Genomic DNA, 18,462 nt, shown 5'->3' on the forward strand with positions numbered 1-18,462 from the left:
GCGGCCAATCCATCCGGTTTTGGGCTCGAGCGCGCATGGCGGGACTTGTCCAGAGCTTCCCTAGGCCGTCGCCGGCACCAGGAAGTCGCGGCTGATGCGCCCGCCCAGGTCGTTCACGCGGTCCAGGAACTGCGTGAGGAAGGCATGCAGGCCGGTGGCCAGGATCTCGTCGATGTGGCCGTACTGCAGCTCGGCGCGCAGCCGGCCGGCCCGGCGCTGCGTCTCGGCCGACTGGTCGTTGCCGACCACGGCCAGGTTGCCCACCACCTCGTTCATGCTGGCGTGCAGCGAGCGCGGCATGTCCGGCCGCAGGATCAGCAGGTCGGCCACGCGCTCGGGCTTGATCACGTCGCGGTACACCTTGCGGTAGATCTCGAAGCCGGAGACGCTGCGCAGGATGGCGCTCCAGTGGTAGAAGTCGTACTCCTGGTCCTGCTCGGTCGCGGTGCCGAAGAAATCGCTCTGCACCGCGTGGAACTTCACGTCCACCAGCCGGGCCGTGTTGTCGGCGCGCTCGAGGAACGTGCCCAGCCGCATGAAGTGCAGCGCCTCGTCCATCAGCATGGTGCCCACGGTCACGCCGCGCGAGAGGTGCGAGCGGAACTTCACCCACTCGAAGAACAGCCCGGGATCGCGCTCGAACTCGCCGCTGCGCAGCATGCGGCCCACCTCCAGCCAGGTCTGGTTCTGCGTCTCCCAGGCCTCGGTGGTCAGCGAGCCGCGCACGGCGCGCGCGTTCTCGCGCGCGGCCTTGAGGCAGGACACGATGGACGAGGGGTTGTTCTCGTCCTTGACCATGAACTCCATCACGCACCTGGCCGTGATCTCGCCGTGCTTGGCGGTGTAGGCCGGCACCAGCTCGCTGATGGACAGCAGGCCCTGCCAGCCCACCTGCGCCACTGCGGCCGACTGCGGCAGCAGCGAGGTCTGGTAGTTCACGTCCAGCATGCGGGCGGTGTTCTCGGCCCGCTCGGTGTAGCGGGCCATCCAGAAAAGATGGTCTGCGGTTCTCGAGAGCATGGTCAGACTTCCAAAATCCAGGTGTCCTTGGTGCCGCCGCCCTGGGACGAATTCACCACCAGCGAGCCCTGCTTGAGCGCCACGCGCGTCAGCCCGCCCGGCACCATCTGCACCTCCTTGCCCGACAGCACGAAGGGCCGCAGGTCGATGTGGCGCGGCGCGATGCCGGCATCCACGAAGGTGGGGCAGCTCGACAGGCTGAGCGTGGGCTGGGCGATGTAGCCGCCGGGATGGGCCTCGACCGCCTTGCGGAAATCCTCGATCTCCTGCTGCGTCGAGGCCGGGCCCACCAGCATGCCGTAGCCGCCCGCGCCGTGCACCTCCTTGACCACCAGGTCCTTCAGGTTGGCCAGGATGTACTTCAGGTCCTCCGGGTCGCGGCCCACGTAGGTCGGCACGTTCTTCAGGATGGGCTGCTCGCCCAGGTAGAACTCGATCATCTTGGGCACATAGGGATAGATGGACTTGTCGTCCGCCACCCCGGTGCCGATGGCATTGCAGATGGTCACGTTGCCGGCGCGGTAGGCATCCACCAGGCCCTTGGTGCCCAGCGTCGAATTGGGCCGAAAGACGTCCGGATCCAGGAAGTCATCGTCCACGCGCCGGTAGATCACGTCTACCCGCTTCGGGCCGCGCGTGGTGCGCATGTAGACGTAGCGGTCCTTGACGAAGAGGTCTTGCCCCTCCACCAGCTCCACGCCCATCTGCTGCGCCAGGAAGGCGTGCTCGAAGTAGGCGCTGTTGTACATGCCGGGCGTGAGCACCACCACCGTCGGGTCGGGCGCGCCGGGCTGGGCCGAGGCGCGCAGCGTCTCCAGCAGCAGGTCGGGGTAGTGCATGACCGGCGCCACCCGGTGCTGGCTGAACAGGTCGGGGAACAGCCGCATCATCATCTTGCGGTCTTCCAGCATGTAGCTCACGCCGCTGGGCACGCGCAGGTTGTCCTCCAGCACGTAGTACTCGCCCTGGCCCTGGGCGTTGGGCGCGCGCACGATGTCGACGCCGGCCACGTGCGAGTAGACGTGGTGCGGCGTGTACACGCCCATCATCTCCTTGCGGTATTGCGCATTGCCCAGCACCTGCTCGGCCGGGATCACGCCGGCCTTGAGGATCTCCTGCCCGTGGTAGACGTCGTGCAGGAAACGGTTGAGCGCGGTCACCCGCTGGACCAGGCCTTTTTCCAGGCTGCGCCACTCGTGCGCGGGGATGATGCGGGGGATCAGGTCGAACGGGATCAGCCGCTCGGTGCCGGCGCCGTCCTCGTCCTTGGCGCCGTAGACGGCGAACGTGATGCCCACGCGGCGGAAGATCATCTCCGCCTCCTCGCGCCGCGCCTTCATGGTTTCCTGCGGTTGGCGTCCCAGCCAGCGGGCATAGCCTTCGTAATGCGGGCGCACGCCTTGCACCTGCACCTGCGACTGCCCGCCTTGCGACTGCCCCTGGAACTGGATGGCACCGGTTGCCGGCAGCTGGGCGAACATCTCGTCGAATTTGTGCATGCGCATCTCCTGCCGACAGGATAGCAACAACCAGGCCTGCGCTGAGGCACTCAAGAGGGCTGGTGGCGCCAATAACGCGGCGTTTGCTGGCGCCGGCAGGCGACCTCCGCCGGCCGCGCCGAGGCCCAGGCCGCCGCGCCGCAGGCCGCCGACTCGACCAGCCGCACCCCCCGGCGGCGGTACCGCTCGGCCACGGCCGCCGCCGGATGGCCGAAGCGGTTGCGGTAACCCGCCTGGACGAGCGCGATGCGCGGCTGCACCGCCTGCAGGAAGGCCTCGCCCGAGGAGGTCTTGCTGCCATGGTGCGGCACCAGCAGCAGGTCGGCGCGCAGCGGCGCCCCCCGCCGCAGCAGCGCCGCCTCCTGCGGCAGTTCGATGTCGCCGGCCAGCAGCGCGGTTGCGGTGCCGTTGGCGATGCGCAGCACGCAGCTGACGGCATTGGGCCGGCGCGCCGCGGCGAAGTCGTCCGGCCTTGGGTGCAGCACCTCGAACGCCACCCCGTCCCAGCTCCAGCGCTGGCCCGCGGTGCAGGGCTCCGGCCGGCGCAGGGCGGCCAGTGCGTGGTCCGCGGCGATGGAGGTCAGCAAGGCCGCCTGCGGCTGCATCGCCAGCACGGCGGCGGCGCCGCCGCTGTGGTCGCTGTCGCGGTGGCTGACCACCAGGGTGTGCACCCGCTCGTCCCAGGCCCGCAGCAGCGGCACCAGCACCCGGTGCCCGGCGTCGGCCTCGGCGCTGTAGCGCGGCCCGGCGTCGTACACCAGGGTGTGGCGGGCGGTGCGCACGATCACGGCATTGCCCTGGCCCACGTCGGCCGCCAGCAGCTCGAACTGGCCGTGCGCCGGCCGCGGCGGCTGCCACAGCAGCGCCGGCAGCAGCAGCGGCAGGCCCAGGGCCCGCAGCGCCGGCGGCAGGCGCATGGCCAGCAGCAGCCCGCCCGCCACGCCGGCGGCGCCGGCCCACGGCGGCGGCGCGGCCGTGGACAGCACCGCCCCCGGCAGCGCCGCCAGGGCCTGCAGCCCGGCCGCCAGGCCCTGCACGGCCCAGGCCGCCGCGTCCCACAGCGGCGGCAGCAGCACACCCGCCAGCGCCAGCGGCGTCACCACCAGCGTGACCCAGGGGATCGCCACCACGTTGGCCGCCAACCCCACCAGCGACACCTGGCCGAACAGCAGCAGCGACAGCGGCGCCAGGGCCAGCGTCACCACCGCCTGCTCGCGCGCCACCGAGGACAGCCAGGCGCCCGGACGCCAGCCCTGGGCGGGCAGGCCGCGATCGGTCGCGAACAGCACGCCGACCGCCACGAAACTCAGCCAGAAGCCGGCCTGCAGCAGGGCCCAGGGATCGACCGCCACCACCACGGCGGCGGCCAGCAGCCACAGCGCCGGCCAGGGCCAGCGCGCCCCGGCCAGGCGCAGCACGGCCACCGCGGCCAGCATCCACACCGTGCGCTGCGCCGGTACGCCCCAGCCGCTGAACACGGCATAGGCCGCCGCCAGCAGCACGCCGCCGGCCAGCGCCGCATGCTGCGCCGGCAGCGCCAGGCACAGGCGCGCGCTGCGCCGCCAGAGCGCGCCCACGGCCCAGGCCGCCGCCCAGGCGAACATGGTCACGTGCAGGCCGGAGATGCTCATCAGGTGCGCCACGCCGGTGGCGCGGAACACGTCCCAGTCGGCCCGCTCGATCGCCTGCTGGTCCCCCACCACCAGGGCCGCAAGGATGCCGGCGACACCGGAGGACGGCACGCGCTCGAAGATCGCCTCGCGCACCCGCTGGCGGGCGAGCTCCACCGGGTGCCGCCAGGTCGCGCCGAGATGCCGCGGCGCCGGGTCGCGCGGCCCGGCCCGCACGTAGCCGGTGGCTTGCAGGCCCTGCTCCCACAGCCACAGCTCGTAGTCGAAGCCGTGCGGGTTCTGGTTGCCATGCGGCGCCTTCAACCGGACGTTGAAGCGCCAGCGGTCGCCGGCGCGCAGCCCCGCGCCGGCGGGGCGCTGCAGCTCCATCCGGTCTTCGGCCACGGGCCAGGGCCCGCCATACCAGCCCAGCAGCAGCCGCGGCGGCAGGCGCACCGGTTGGCCGTCCAGATGCGCCGATTCGACCTGGAAGCGCAGGCGCTGGCCCAGCTCGGTGGGCTGCGGCATGGCCGCGATCACCCCGGTCACGGCGATGTCGCGCCCCTCCAGGGCCGCATCCAGCCCCTGGGCGGCGAAATGCGCGGCGCGCAGGCCGGTGGCGGCGAACGCAAGGATGCCGGCCGCCAGCAGGGCCGACGCCGCGCGCATCCCGCGTCCGAAGGACGCCTTACTGACTGCACGACAACCGGCGGCCGCCAGCGCCAGCACCGCGAGCGCCGCATAGGCCGGCCAGGGCCACAGGGCGGCTTGCTGCAGCTGCAAGGCCGGCCCCAGCACCGCGCCCAGCAGCGCCGGCACCATCCCCGCCCCGCCTTGTCCCTGGTCGTCGTGGTCATCCATGTCGCTGCACAACGGCGCACGCGGGCCGCCCGCCGACACCCGGCGCGGGCCCTGCTCTTGCTAGCATTGCCCGCATGTCCATCCATGCCGCCCTGAGCCACGTCACCCACTACCAGTACGACCGACCGGTGCAGCTGGGGCCGCAGGTGGTGCGCCTGCGGCCGGCGCCGCATTGCCGCAGCAAGGTGGTCTCCTATTCCCTGCGGGTGGAACCGGCCCTGCATTTCATCAACTGGCAGCAGGACCCCTTCGCCAACTACCAGGCGCGCCTGGTGTTCCCGGAGAAGACGCGCGAGTTCAAGGTGACGGTGGACCTGGTGGTCGAGATGGCTGTGTTCAACCCGTTCGACTTCTTCCTGGAGCCCAGCGCCGAGAAATTCCCCTTCGCCTACGAGCCCGCCGTCGCCCAGGAGCTGGCACCTTACCTGGCCACCGAGCCGGCCACGCCGCTGCTGCGGGCCTACCTGGACAGGGTAGACCGCACGCCGCGCGCCACCATCGACTTCCTGGTGGCGCTGAACCAGCAGCTGCAGCGCGACGTGCGTTACCTCATCCGCATGGAGCCCGGCGTGCAGCCGCCGGAAGAGACGCTGCGCCAGGCCAGCGGCTCCTGCCGCGACTCGGGCTGGCTGCTGGTGCAGCTGCTGCGGCACCTGGGCCTGGCCGCCCGCTTCGTCTCGGGCTACCTGATCCAGCTCACGCCCGACGTGAAGTCCCTGGACGGCCCCAGCGGCACCAGCGTGGACTTCACCGACCTGCATGCCTGGTGCGAGGTCTACCTGCCCGGCGCCGGCTGGATCGGCCTGGACCCGACCTCGGGCCTGCTGGCCGGCGAGGGCCACATCCCGCTGGCCTGCACGCCGCAGCCTTCGGGCGCCGCCCCGGTCGAGGGGCTGGTGGACGAGGCCCAGGTGGAGTTCAGCCACCACATGGCGGTCACGCGCATCCACGAATCGCCGCGCGTCACCAGGCCCTACACCGATGACCAGTGGCGCCAGGTGCTGGCACTGGGGCAGGCGGTGGACCTGGAGCTGCAGGCCGGCGACGTGCGCCTGACCATGGGCGGCGAGCCCACCTTCGTCTGCGTGGAGGACCGCGAGGCGCCGGAGTGGAACACCGACGCGCTGGGGCCGACCAAGCGCGGCTACGCCACCGAGCTGGTGCACAGGCTGCGCGCGCGGTATGGGCACGGCGGCTTCCTGCACTTCGGCCAGGGCAAGTGGTACCCGGGCGAGCAGCTGCCGCGCTGGGCGCTGTCCATCTTCTGGCGCGCCGACGGCCAGCCGTGCTGGCGCGACCCCTCCCTGTTCGCCGACGAACGCCAGCCCGCGCACTACACCGGCGAGGACGCGCGCCGCTTCACCCACCGCCTGGCCGCCACGCTGGGCGTGACGGACAGGTACGTGCAGCCCGGCTACGAGGACGTCTTCTACTACCTGTGGCGCGAGCGCCGGCTGCCGGTGAACGTGGACCCGTTCGACGCGCGGCTTGACGACGAACTCGAGCGCGCCCGCCTGCGCCGGGTGTTCGACCGCAAGCTCGATACGGTGGTCGGCTACGCCCTGCCGCTGGCGGCCGGCGAGGAGGCGGCGCAGCAGCCGGCGTGGAGCACGGGCCCCTGGTTCCTGCGCGACCAGCGCCTGTACCTGGTGCCCGGCGATTCGCCCATGGGCTACCGGCTGCCGCTGGACTCGCTGCCCTGGGCCAGCAAGGCCGACCACCCCCACCTGATCGAGCAGGACCCGATGGCGCCGCGCGAGGCCCTGCCGAGGACACCGACGCTGCAGACCCCGGTGGCCGATGCCGAAGGGCCGGCCCCCGCGGCTGTGCGGCAGGTCACGCCGCCGCGCCGCTTCCAGTCGGCCGGCGAGCTGACGCGCACCGCGCTGTGCGTGGAGGTGCGCGACCCCTCGCGGGCCAACGGACCGCAGGCCGAGCAGGTGGGCGAGAAATCGGGCGTGCTCTACGTCTTCATGCCGCCGCTGGCCCGGCTGGAGGACTACCTGCACCTGCTGGCCGCGGTGGAGTCCACGGCGGCCGAGCTGGGCGTGAAGATCGTGCTGGAAGGCTACCCGCCGCCGCGCGACCACCGGCTGCGGGTGCTGCAGGTCACGCCCGACCCGGGCGTGATCGAGGTCAACATCCATCCCGCGCACAGCTGGGGCGAGCTGGTCGAGAACACCGAGTTCCTGTACCAGGCCGCCTTCGAGACGCGCCTGGCGGCCGAGAAGTTCATGACCGACGGGCGCCACACCGGCACCGGCGGCGGCAACCACTTCGTGCTGGGCGGCGCCACGCCGGCCGACTCGCCCTTCCTGCGCAGGCCCGAGCTGCTGGCCAGCCTGCTGCTGTACTGGCACAACCACCCCTCGCTGTCCTACCTGTTCTCCGGCCTGTTCATGGGCCCGACCAGCCAGGCGCCGCGGGTCGACGAGGCGCGCAACGACCAGCTGTACGAGCTGGAGATCGCGCTGCAGGAGATCGAGCGCAACCAGCAGGTGCATGGCCAGGAGGTGCCGCCGTGGCTGGTGGACCGCGTGCTGCGCAACATCCTGGTCGACGTGACGGGCAACACCCACCGCAGCGAGTTCTGCATCGACAAGCTGTACTCGCCCGACACGGCCTCCGGCCGGCTGGGCCTGCTGGAGCTGCGCGCCTTCGAGATGCCGCCGCACGCGCGCATGAGCATCGTGCAGCAGCTGCTGATCCGCGCCCTGGTCGCCCGCTTCTGGAAGCAGCCCTACCGCGCGCCGGTGACCCGCTGGGGCACCGAGCTGCACGACCGTTGGCTGCTGCCCACCTTCGTGCGGATGGACCTGCACGACGTGCTGGCCGAGATGCGCCAGGCGGGCTACGCGTTCGACGCGTCCTGGTTCGCGCCGCACTTCGAGTTCCGCTTCCCGCTGGTCGGCCAGGTGCAGTCGCATGGCATCGAGCTGACCCTGCGCAACGCGCTGGAACCCTGGCACGTGATGGGCGAGGAAGGCGCGATCGGCGGCACGGTGCGCTTCGTCGACTCGTCGCTGGAGCGCATCGAGGTCCAGGTCAGCGGCCTGAACGACAGCCGCCACGTGGTCACCGTCAACGGCCGCGCGCTGCCGCTGCAGCCCACCGGCACCGCGGGCGAATTCGTCGCCGGCGTGCGTTACCGGGCCTGGAACCCGCCCGCGGCGCTGCATCCCACCATAGGCGTGCACGCGCCCCTGACCTTCGACATCGTGGACACCTGGATGAACCGCTCGCTGGGCGGCTGCCAGTACCACGTGGCGCATCCGGGCGGCCGCAACTACGTGACCTTCCCGGTCAATGCCTACGAGGCCGAGAGCCGGCGCCTGGCGCGCTTCTTCCGCATGGGCCACACGCCCGGCACGCTGGCCGTGGCGCCAGCCACCCTGGGGGTGCCGGGCAGCCGAGAATTTCCGTTCACGCTGGATTTGCGACGGCCATCCCGCGCGTGACAGGCCCTGGGCGGCGCGTGTGGTAGAAGGCCGCAGGAACGCAGTTCAAAAGGGGGGGCCATGCATGCAGAAGTCACGTCGCGGGGGCGCCGGCCGGCCTGGAGCCCGCTGCGGGCCATGGCCCGGTCGCTGCGCACGCTGCGCGGGCGCCTGGGCCTGAGCACAGGCCTGCTGACGTTGGCGCTGGCCCTGGGCCTGTCCTGGGCGCTGGCCCAGTACGCCAAGCGCGACCTCGTCATGCTGGCGGGCGCGAATGTGGAAATCCTGGCGCAGCAGATGGCGCGCGAGCTGGCCGGCGGCATGGACGTGGCCGCCCGCGAGATCCAGCTGCAGGCGGGCCGCGCGCTGTTCCGCGATCCTGGCAGCAGCCGAACGGAGCTGCGCGCGGCGGTGGAATCCATCAGGCAGTTCCATCCGCACTTCACCTTCGTGGCGGTCGCGGATGCCGACACCGGGCGGGTGCTGGCCGCCACCGACGGCATCTTCGAAGACGGCAGCGTCCTCGGACGCCCCGTGTTCGACAACGGCAAGAAGGGCCTGTTCCTCGGCGAAGTGCACGATGCCGTGCGCCTGGCGCAGCTGCTGCCGGCGCCGGCCGACGGAAGCCCGCTGCGCTTCGTGGACGTCGGCGCGCCGGTGCTGGACCCCGGCGGCCGCGTCAGCCGCGTGCTGGTGGCCCACATCGGCTGGGACTGGGCGGCGGCGCTGCGCGCCCAGGTGCTGGCCGCGATCGAGGACGAGCGGCAGGTCGAGATCATGGCGGCCGACTCGCAGGGGCGCATCGTGCTGTCCTCCAACCCGCGCCTGGCCTATGGCAGCGACGTGAACGACATGCTGCGGCAGGGCCCCGGCGACGCGCAGCCCTGGTCGGACGGGCAGCGCTACATCACGCGGGTCGTCGATGCGCGCACGCGCGGGCCGTTCCCGGACTTCGGCTGGCGCATCCTCGCGCGCCAGCCCGAGGCCGCCGTGCAGGTCCACACCGACCGGCTCGCCGGGCTGTTCCTGCTGGGCGGGCTGCTGCTCGGCACCCTGGGCTCGGTGGTGGCCTGGCACCTGGCCGGCCGGGTGCTGCGGCCGGTCACCGCCCTGGCCGACCAGGCCGACCAGCTGCGGTCCGGCGGGCAGCCCAGCGCGCCGGACAGCACGCTGCCCACGGAGGTAGCACGGGTTCATCACGCCTTCGCACGGGTGTCCCGCGACGCGGCCGACCACGCCCGCCAGAGCGCGGCGCGGCTGGCCGCCATCAGCAACGCGGTCCCGCAGATGCTGTGGGTCGGCGATGCGCAGGGTTGGATCGTGCATGCGAACGACCGGTTGCTGGCCTACATGGGCGTGGGCGAGGCGGCCTTGCTGTCGCAGCGGTCGCTCATGGCATGCATGCACGAGGAAGATGCGGCACGGTACGGCCAGGACTGGGCGGCCGCGGCGGCGGGCGGCCACGGCTTCGAGCAGGAGGCGCGCATGGGCGACGGCCAGGGCGGCTGGCGCTGGCACCTGCATCGCGCAGTGCCGCAGCACGGAGCCGACGGCGTGGTGCTGGGATGGTTCGGTTCCGTGACGGACATCGACGCGCTCAAGCAGGCCCAGCTCAGGCTGCTGGCCATGGACCGCCGCAAGGACGAGTTCATCGCCACCCTCTCGCACGAGCTGCGCAACCCGCTCGCGCCGGTGGCCAATGCGGTGGCCCTGATGCGCCGGCAGGCGCCCACCGAGGCCCAGTCGAAGCTGCTGGAGATGATGTCGCGCCAGGTCGGCCACCTCGGCCGCCTGGTGGACGACCTGATGGATGCCGCGCGCATCCGCCACCGGCGCGTGGCGTTGAGGATGTCGTCCTGCGAGGTCGCCGTCGCCTGCGAGGACGCCGTCGAGGCCACCCGCGGGCTGGCCGAGGACAAGGGCCACACGCTGGAGGTGCGCCTGCCGGACCAGCTCCCGCCGGTGATGGCCGATCCGACCCGGCTGGCGCAGATGGTCACCAACCTGCTGCACAACGCGTGCAAGTACACCGAGCCGGGCGGGAATATCCTCCTGGAGGCGCGGCCACTGGCCGGCTGCATGGAGATTTCGGTGACGGACAACGGCTGCGGCATCGACCCGCAACTGCTGCCGTGGCTGTTCGAGACCTTCGCCCAGGGCCCGATGCCGCTGGACCGCGCGGCCGGCGGCCTGGGGCTGGGCCTGTCCATCGTGCGCGAGCTCGCGCTGCTGCACGGCGGGCAGGTCCGCGTGGACAGCGACGGGCCGGGCCGTGGCAGCCGGTTCACCCTGAGCCTGCCGCTGGCCGCACACGCGCTTGCGGACGAGGCGGCGTCGGCGCATCCCGGCGGCCGCGGCGGGCTAACCGTCAGCTAAGAAGATCCTCAACGCCAGCTAAGTGCGCTTTCCTACAGTGGCTGCACGGGCCGGGAACGACCCGCCAAGCAACCCCACTGAAAGGAATCCGCCATGAATGCCAAGATCGCCGCCTCCCTCGTCCTCGCAGCCGCCGCCGGTGGCGCCTGGGCCGAAACCCCCACGGTCGTCACCGAGCCTTTCTTCCCCAGCCGCACCCGCGCCGAGGTGCAGGCCGAGCTGGGCACCTACCGCCAGGCCGGCGTAAACCCCTGGTCCACCTCGTACAACCAGCTGCGCGGCTTCCAGCGCAGCGCCAGCCGCGAGGAGGTGGTCGCCGACTACCTGCGTTCGCGCGACGAGGTCGCCGCCCGCACCGGCGAGGACAGCGGCTCGGCCTGGCTCGCCCAGCACCGCAGCCAGCCCGAGCTGGGTGGCACCTTCGCCGGCCAGCCGTCCGAAGCCGGCCGGCAGTAAGCCGGCCCGGCCCGGCCGGCGCGGGAAGGAACGGATGGGCATGACGGTCTTCATGCCGGCACCGTAGGCCGCCGCCGGACTCCGGCCACCCGGACGGGCCCGAGGCAACTGTGGGGGCCGTCCTACGCTGAGCCAGCAGCCGCCCTGCCATGCTCGGCGCGTGCTGCTCATCGCCACCATTTTCGCCGCCGTGCTGATCGCGCTGCTCGTGGTCAATTTCGGCGCGGCCGAGCGCCGCGTGGAACACGAGATCGAGCACCTCTACCCGCTGGACGACCCGCAGTTCTTCCGCGCCATGGGCATGCTGCTGGGCCCGGGCATCGTGCAGGGCAACCGCGCCACCGAGCTGATCAACGGCGACCAGATCTTCCCCGCCATGCTGCAGGCCATCCGCGCGGCGCGCCGCACGGTGCTGTTCGAGACCTTCATCTACTGGTCGGGCGAGATCGGCACCGAGATGGCCGAGGCGCTGTCGGAGCGGGCGCGATCCGGGGTCAAGGTTCACGTGCTGCTGGACTGGGTGGGCAGCACCAAGGTGGACAAGGACCTGGTGCACCGCATGCGCGGCGCCGGCGTGGAGGTGCGCATGTACCACCCGCTGCGCTGGTACAACCTCGGCCGCATGAACAACCGCACCCACCGCAAGCTGCTGATCGTGGACGGCACGGTGGGCTTCACGGGCGGCGTAGGGATCGCGCCCACCTGGACCGGCCACGCCCAGGACCCGGACCACTGGCGCGACTCGCACTACCGCGTCGAGGGGCCCGTGGTGGCGCAGATGCAGAGCGTGATGCTGACCAACTGGAGCAAGACCACCGGCCGCGTGCTGCACGGTGCCGAGTATTTCCCGCCGCTGCAGCCGGCCGGGGACATGCCGGCGCAGATGTTCCACAGCTCGCCCAGCGGCGGCAGCGAATGCATGCTGATGATGTACCTGATCGCCATCACCGCGGCGGTGCGCAGCATCGACCTCGCCAGCGCCTACTTCGTGCCCGACCCGGTGGCGCTGAAGTCGCTGGCTTCGGCGGTCAAGCGCGGCGTGCGGGTGCGCATCATCACCCCCGGGCGCCACACCGACCAGCACACCGTGCGGCGCGCATCGCGCGGCATGTGGGGCCCGCTGCTGGAAGCCGGCGTGGAGATGTACGAGTACCAGCCCACCATGTTCCATTGCAAGATGCTGATCGTCGACCAGCTGCTGACCTCGGTGGGCTCGACCAACTTCGATCCGCGCTCCTTCCACCTCAACGACGAGGCCAACCTCAACATCTACGATGCCGGTTTCGCGCGCCGCATGACCGAGGTGTTCGAGGCCGACCTGGCGCGCAGCCGGCGCATCACCCTCGACCAGTGGCGCCGCCGTCCGGCCGGCGAGAGGGTGCGCGAGCGCGCGGCCAGGCTGCTCGCTCCCATCATGTAGCCGCGCCTGCAGCTGATCCTTTGTCAGCCTCGGCCTACGCGACCGCCGTGCCGGAGATTGCATAGTCATGGGCTTGCGAACAAGCAGCGGTCTCTTCTGCGCGCGGCAGGCGCCGCGCTGGTGCGCGGCCCTGGCTGCCGCGTTGTGCATGGCCACGGCCGGCGCCCAGGCACCCGCTGCCGCGGCTCGCCCCTCCTTCGATCTCGAGGTACGGGCCCCCGACGACGCGCGCGAGCTGCTGGAGCGCCACCTCGAGCTGCGGCGCTACCGCGAGGTCAGCGACCTGGACGAAGCCGAACTCGCGCGGCTGCTGGTGCTGGCCGAGCGCGACGCGCGCGAGCTGCTGGCCACGCAGGGCTGGTTCAACCCTCAGGTCACGCTCACGCTGGAGAACAACCGCCAGCCGCCCCTGGTGGTGGTCGCGGTGGCGCTGGGCGAGCCGGCGCGGGTCAGCGAGGTCGGCATCGCCTTCGAGGGCGACATCGCCAGCCGCACCTCGCGCGGCGCCGCCGCGCAGCGCGAGGCCATCCGCGACAACTGGGGCCTGCCGGCGGGCCAGCGCTTCACCCAGGAAGCCTGGGACGATGCCAAGGACGACGCGGTGCGCCGGCTGACGGCCCGGCGCTACCTGCGCGGCAGGATCAGCTACAGCCTGGCCGATGTCGATGCGGCAACCGGCCAGGCGCGGCTGGGCCTGCGGCTGGACTCCGGGCCGCTGTTCCGCCTGGGGGAGCTGCAGGTCACCGGCGTGGAGCGCTACGACCCGGTGCTGGTGCCGCGCCTGGCGCGCCTGCGGCCGGGCAGCCTGTACGACCAGGACCGCATCCAGCAGGCGCAGCTGCGGCTGGCCAGCAGCGGGTACTTCGATTCGGCCTTCATCTACGTGGACCCGGCCGGCGACCCGGCCGCCGTGCCGGTCCAGGTGACGGTGCGCGAGGCCCCGGTGCAGCGCCTGGTGCTGGGCCTGGGCCTGACCACCGACGCCGGGCCGCGCGCCTCGATCGAGCACCGCCACAACCGCCTGCCCGGCATCGGCTGGCAGGCCGCCACCCGGCTGCAGCTCGACCGCAAGACGCCCTTCCTGGAAACCGAGTGGACCGCCATCCCCGACGAGAAGGGCTGGCGCTGGGGCACGCTGGCGCGCGCCGAGCGGCAGGAGGACGACGACCAGATCACCCACGCGCGCCGGCTGCGCTTCGGCCGCTCGTGGTCGGGCGAGCGCATCGACCGCAACGCCTACCTGCAGTACGACGACGCCAACGTGCAGCTGCGCCCCGGTGCGCCGCCCGCCGCCGACAACGGTGACGGCACGGCGGTGTCGGCCAACTTCGTCTGGACCGGGCGCTACTTCAACCGCGCGCCCGTCGCCACGCGCGGCTTCGGTCTCGGCTTCGAGCTGGGCGGCGGCCTCACCCTCACCGGCAGCAGAAGCCCGTTCCAGCGCACGGTGCTGCGCTGGCTGCAGCTGCGGCCGCTGGAGCGCGGCCGCATCCAGTTGCGCACCGAGGGCGGCGCCGTGCTGGCGGCCGACGATGCGCGGGTACCGGCCACCCAGCTGTTCCGCGCCGGCGGCGACAACAGCGTGCGCGGCTACGGCTATCGCGACATCGGCGTGGAGCTGCCCGGCGGCGTGGTCGGGCCGGGCCGCTACCTCGCGGTGGCCAGCATCGAGTGGCAGCGGCCGGTCCGCCGCAACGGCGTGGACACGCCGCTGGAGCAGACCTTCTTCATCGACAGCGGCGCGGTGGCCGACCGGCCGGAGGATCTGCGGCCGGTGTTCGGCATCGGCACCGGCGTGCGCTTCAACAGCCCGATCGGCCCGCTGCAGGCCGACATCGCCTGGGGCCTCAAGCCGCAGCGGCTGCGCCTGCACCTGAGCGTGGGCGTCACCTTCTAGGACGGCGGCATGCGGATGCTGAAATGGCTTTCCATCGTCCTGGCCGGGCTGCTGCTCCTGATGGTGCTGGGGGCCGTGGCGCTGTGGAGCTGGGCCGGCACCCAGCACTCGCTGGACTGGGCGCTGCGCCGCGCGGCAGCCGCGCTGCCGGCGCTGCAGGTCGAGCAGGCCACCGGCTCGCTGCGCACCGGGCTGCGGGCGGCCCGCCTGGTGTGGCAGCAGGAGGGCCTGCGCGCCGAGCTCACCGGGGTGGACATCGCCTGGGAGCCGGCCGCCCTGCTGCGCCGCACGCTGCGCCTCACGCACGCCCGCGCCGAGTCGGTGCAGGTGCAGGACCGCCGGCCGCCCTCGGGCGAGCCCCCGCGCCCGCCCGCCCAGCTCACGCTGCCGCTGCAGGTGGCGGTCGACGAGCTCCGGGTGGGCCGGCTGCAGTGGGACGGCGCCACCGTGGTGGAGGCCAGTGACCTGGCGGCGCGCTATGTCCATGACGGCGCGCGGCATCGCCTGGACCTCAACAGCCTGAAGGTGCTCGGCGGCAGCTACCGCGGGCGCGCCACGCTGGAGGCGCGTGCGCCCATGGCGCTGGACGCCACGCTGGAGGCCCGGCTCGACGCGCCGGTGCCGGGCAGCGGCGGCCAGACCGTGCCCCTGCGGCTGAATGCCACCGCCCAGGGCCCGCTCACCGAGCTGCAGGCCAGTGCCCTGCTCGAAGCGCAGGAGGCCGGGCGCAGCGGCGAGCTGCCGCGCGCCAGCGCCACGGCGCGCCTGACGCCCTGGGGCGCGTTCCCGGTACCGCAGGCGCAGGTGCAGCTGCGCGAGATCGATGCCGGCGCCTTGTGGCCGCAGGCGCCCGCCACGCGGCTGGGCGGCGAGCTGCGCATCGCGCCGGCCGGTGCCGGCCGCTGGGCGCTGGTGGCCGACCTGCGCAATGGGCTGCCCGGCCCCTGGGACGACGGCCGGCTGCCGCTGGAGCGCCTGCGCACCGAGGCTGAATGGCGCAGCGGCGGCACGGCGCTGGTACGGCAGCTGGACGCCACCCTGGGGGGCGGCCGGCTGCAGGGCCAGGGCGAATGGCGGCAGCAAGGCGGCTGGCGCGCCCAGGCCCAGCTGCGCGGTGTCAACCCCGCGGCCCTGTACAGCGAACTCGCGCCGCTGCCGCTGGGCGGCACGCTGCAGGCCAGCAGCCCGGGCAGCGGTGCGGCCGCTCCGGTGGCCTTCGAGGTGGACCTGCAGGCCCAGGGCGACCCGGCGCGCCCGGCCAGCGGCCCCGTACGCGGCGCGCTGGCCGAGGCGCTGCAGGCGCTGGAGCTGCGCCGGCTGCAGGCGCGGGGCCGCTGGGAAGACGGCCTGCTGTCCCTGCCGCAGCTGCAGCTGCGCACCAGCGACGCAACGCTGGAAGGCAGCGACCTGGAGCTGCGGCCGCGCGCGCCGGCCGGCGGCGGCCGCCTGGGCCTGACGGCGCCCGGCCTGCGCGCGCAGGCCGAGGGCCGGATCGCCGAGACCCGCGGCCAGGGCTCGGCCCAGGTGGTGGTGGCGGACGCCGGCCGCGCGCTGGACTGGGTGAGCCGCCTGCCGCGCGTGCCGGACGCCGTGGGCGAGTGGATCGCGCAGGGCCGCGCCGAGCTGCAGCTGGCCTGGGACGGCGGGTGGCAAGACCCCCAGCTGCGCGCGCGCCTGTCGGTGCCGACGCTGCAGCTGGCGAAAACCGAAACGGCGCCGGGCGCCGGGGCCGGCACTCCCCCGGACGCCGACACCGCCTGGCGCCTGAGCGGGGTGCAGCTGCAGCTGGACGGCCGCCTGCGCGACGCGCAACTGCAGGCGCGCGGCCAGGCGCAGTCGGGCACGCGGCGGCTGGAGCTCGAACTCGCCGGCCGCGGCGGCCGTGCCGGCACGGCCGCCGCCCCCGTGTGGCAGGGCGAGGTCGGCACGCTCGCCGCCACGCTGCGCGACAGCGCGCTCTCGCCCGGCCCGTGGACCCTCGCGCTGCAGCGGCCGCTGTCGCTGCGCTGGTCCGGCGGCCGCCTGGAATCCAGCGCGGGCCAGGCCCTGCTGACGGCGCCGGTGCGGCGCGGGCCGGCGCAGGCGGTGCTGGCCTGGGAGCCGGTGCGCTGGGGCGGCGGCGAGCTGCACACCGCCGGCCGCCTCACCGGCCTGCCGCTGGCCTGGGCCGAGCTGCTGGGCGGGGCGCGGGCCGCCGGCGCCGCGCTGGCCGGGGACCTGGTGTTCGACGCGCAATGGGAGGCGCGCCTGGGCCCGGCGGTGCAGCTGCGCGCCGCGGTGACGCGCAGCCGCGGCGACCTGGCGGTGCGCACCGAGACCGCGGGCGGCGCGCCGGCGCGGGTGCCCGCCGGCGTGCGCGAGGCTGCGCTGACGCTGGAAAGCAATGGCGAGACCGTGACGCTGGCGCTGCGCTGGGACAGCGAGCGCGCCGGCCGCGCCGCCGGCCAGCTGCAGACGCGCCTGTCGCGCGACCCCCGGACCGGCTGGGCCTGGCCGGCCGACGCGCCGCTGTCCGGCGTGCTGCGGGCGCAGCTGCCGCGCGTCGACGTGTGGTCACTGCTGGCGCCGCCCGGATGGCGCCTGCGCGGCTCGCTGGAGGCCGACCTCACGGTGGAGGGCACGCGCGCCGACCCGCGGCTGGAAGGCACGCTGGCCGCCGACGACCTGGGGCTGCGCTCGGTGGTGGACGGGCTGGAGCTGCAGGGCGGCCGGCTGCGCGCGCGGCTGGACGGCCGGCGGCTGCTGATCGACGAGTTCCTGCTGCAGGGGGCCGGTGCGCCGGGCACCGGCGGCACGCTGCGGGCCAGCGGCGAAGGCGCCTGGGTGGAGGGCCAGCCGCAGCTGCGCGTGCAGGCGCAGCTGGACCGCCTGCGCGCCAGCACGCGCAGCGACCGCCAGCTCACGCTCTCGGGCCAGGCCGCGGCCCGGGTGGACGCCGCCGGCACCGAGCTCACCGGCAGCCTGCGCGTGGACCAGGCGCTGATCGTGCTGCCGGAGGAGACTGCGCCGCGGCTGGGTGAGGACGTGGTCGTGCGCAACGCGCCCGGCCTGGCACACCTTCGGCCCGCCCGCGATCCGGACCGGCCGGACGAGCCGCCGCAGGGCGTGGTGCGGCCGGTGCGGCTGAAGGTCGCCATAGCCCTGGGCGACGACTTCCGGCTGCGCGGCCGTGGCATCTCGACCCGGCTGGCGGGCGAGCTGGTGCTCAGCGGCGAGTCGCTCGCGCAGCCGCGGCTGGTGGGGGTGATCCGCACCATCGGCGGCGAGTACAACGCCTACGGCCAGCGCCTGGACATCGAGCGCGGCGTGCTGCGGTTCACCGGCCCGCTGGACAACCCGTCGCTGGACGTGCTGGCCGTCCGTCCGCGCCTGGTGCAGCGGGTGGGGGTGCAGGTCACCGGCACGGCGCAGGCGCCCTTCGTGCGGCTGTACTCCGAGCCGGAGCTGTCCGAAGCCGAGAAGCTGTCCTGGCTGGTGCTGGGCCGGGCTTCCGCCAGCGGCGGCGCCGAGGCCGCGCTGCTGCAGCAGGCCGCGGTCGCGCTGCTGGCCAGCCGCACCGGCAGCGGCGGCGGCCGCGGCATCGCCGGCCGCCTCGGGCTGGACGAGCTGTCGGTGCGACGCGATGGCGAGGATGGGGCGGCGGTGCGGCTGGGCCGGCGCTTCGCGCAGAACTTCTACGCCGCCTACGAGCGCAGCCTGTCGGGCGCCCTGGGCACCCTCTACGTCTTCTACGACCTCTCGCGCCGGCTCACGGTGCGCGCCGAGGCCGGCGACCGCACGGCCATCGACCTGATCTACAGCTTCTCGTTCGACTGACGGGTCTTTTCCCCCCTTCTCCCCCCGCCCCTCTTCGCCCCCGCCGGGGCGAAGAGGGGCGGGGGGGGAG

At 73.5% G+C, this 18,462-nt stretch carries 9 protein-coding genes; 6 read left to right on the forward strand and 3 right to left on the reverse strand.

Annotation, left to right across the window (positions count from 1 at the left end):
* Positions 1–60: 60 nt before the first annotated feature.
* From RTA_RS12965 to RTA_RS12975, 3 genes are read right to left on the reverse strand one after another with little or no spacing between them, the layout of a single operon-like run.
* Entirely contained in the window at positions 61–1,020 is a 960-nt protein-coding gene (locus RTA_RS12965) for an alpha-E domain-containing protein (RefSeq protein ID WP_013901863.1), read from the reverse strand.
* A 2-nt stretch (positions 1,021–1,022) separates the two neighbouring features.
* The gene (locus RTA_RS12970) at positions 1,023–2,519 is read right to left on the reverse strand and encodes a circularly permuted type 2 ATP-grasp protein (protein ID WP_013901864.1); all 1,497 of its coding nucleotides are present in this window, start codon (positions 2,517–2,519) and stop codon (positions 1,023–1,025) included.
* A gap of 50 nt (positions 2,520–2,569) precedes the next feature.
* On the reverse strand, positions 2,570–4,990 hold the full coding sequence (locus tag RTA_RS12975; RefSeq protein WP_143762970.1) for a DNA internalization-related competence protein ComEC/Rec2: 2,421 nt from the start codon (positions 4,988–4,990) through the stop codon (positions 2,570–2,572).
* 74 nt (positions 4,991–5,064) lie between these two features.
* Between RTA_RS12975 and RTA_RS12980 the strand changes: the two genes are divergently transcribed.
* The 6 genes from RTA_RS12980 to RTA_RS13005 all read left to right on the forward strand — a co-directional run bounded on the left by RTA_RS12980 (position 5,065) and on the right by RTA_RS13005 (position 18,392).
* Positions 5,065–8,448, forward strand: coding sequence for a transglutaminase family protein (locus tag RTA_RS12980; protein WP_013901866.1), 3,384 nt, complete (start codon positions 5,065–5,067; stop codon positions 8,446–8,448).
* 60 nt (positions 8,449–8,508) lie between these two features.
* Complete coding sequence (locus RTA_RS19830) at positions 8,509–10,803, forward strand: ATP-binding protein (protein ID WP_013901867.1); 2,295 nt, start codon at positions 8,509–8,511, stop codon at positions 10,801–10,803.
* A 93-nt stretch (positions 10,804–10,896) separates the two neighbouring features.
* Positions 10,897–11,259 carry a DUF4148 domain-containing protein gene (locus RTA_RS12990; RefSeq protein WP_013901868.1) on the forward strand — a complete coding sequence of 121 codons (363 nt, stop codon included), beginning with the start codon at positions 10,897–10,899 and terminating at the stop codon, positions 11,257–11,259.
* 160 nt (positions 11,260–11,419) lie between these two features.
* A complete protein-coding gene (gene cls / locus RTA_RS12995) occupies positions 11,420–12,679 on the forward strand; it encodes a cardiolipin synthase (protein WP_013901869.1) in 1,260 nt (419 codons plus the stop codon).
* Between the two features lie 148 nt (positions 12,680–12,827).
* Positions 12,828–14,576: an autotransporter assembly complex protein TamA gene (locus RTA_RS13000; protein WP_226986074.1), complete on the forward strand. Its 1,749-nt coding sequence runs from the start codon at positions 12,828–12,830 to the stop codon at positions 14,574–14,576.
* A gap of 9 nt (positions 14,577–14,585) precedes the next feature.
* Positions 14,586–18,392 carry a translocation/assembly module TamB domain-containing protein gene (locus RTA_RS13005; protein WP_049871282.1) on the forward strand — a complete coding sequence of 1,269 codons (3,807 nt, stop codon included), beginning with the start codon at positions 14,586–14,588 and terminating at the stop codon, positions 18,390–18,392.
* Positions 18,393–18,462 lie beyond the last annotated feature (70 nt).

Origin of the sequence: Ramlibacter tataouinensis TTB310, from assembly GCF_000215705.1 — a bacterium.
In the GTDB taxonomy this organism is placed as follows: Bacteria; Pseudomonadota; Gammaproteobacteria; order Burkholderiales; family Burkholderiaceae_C; genus Ramlibacter; species Ramlibacter tataouinensis.

Coding starts and splice junctions, on each gene's coding strand:
- RTA_RS12965 (WP_013901863.1), bottom strand. CDS start 1,020: ATGCTCTCGAGAACCGCAGACCATCTTTTCTGGATGGCCCGCTACACC.
- RTA_RS12970 (WP_013901864.1), bottom strand. CDS start 2,519: ATGCACAAATTCGACGAGATGTTCGCCCAGCTGCCGGCAACCGGTGCC.
- RTA_RS12975 (WP_143762970.1), bottom strand. CDS start 4,990: ATGGATGACCACGACGACCAGGGACAAGGCGGGGCGGGGATGGTGCCG.
- RTA_RS12980 (WP_013901866.1), top strand. CDS start 5,065: ATGTCCATCCATGCCGCCCTGAGCCACGTCACCCACTACCAGTACGAC.
- RTA_RS19830 (WP_013901867.1), top strand. CDS start 8,509: ATGCATGCAGAAGTCACGTCGCGGGGGCGCCGGCCGGCCTGGAGCCCG.
- RTA_RS12990 (WP_013901868.1), top strand. CDS start 10,897: ATGAATGCCAAGATCGCCGCCTCCCTCGTCCTCGCAGCCGCCGCCGGT.
- RTA_RS13000 (WP_226986074.1), top strand. CDS start 12,828: ATGGCCACGGCCGGCGCCCAGGCACCCGCTGCCGCGGCTCGCCCCTCC.
- RTA_RS13005 (WP_049871282.1), top strand. CDS start 14,586: ATGCGGATGCTGAAATGGCTTTCCATCGTCCTGGCCGGGCTGCTGCTC.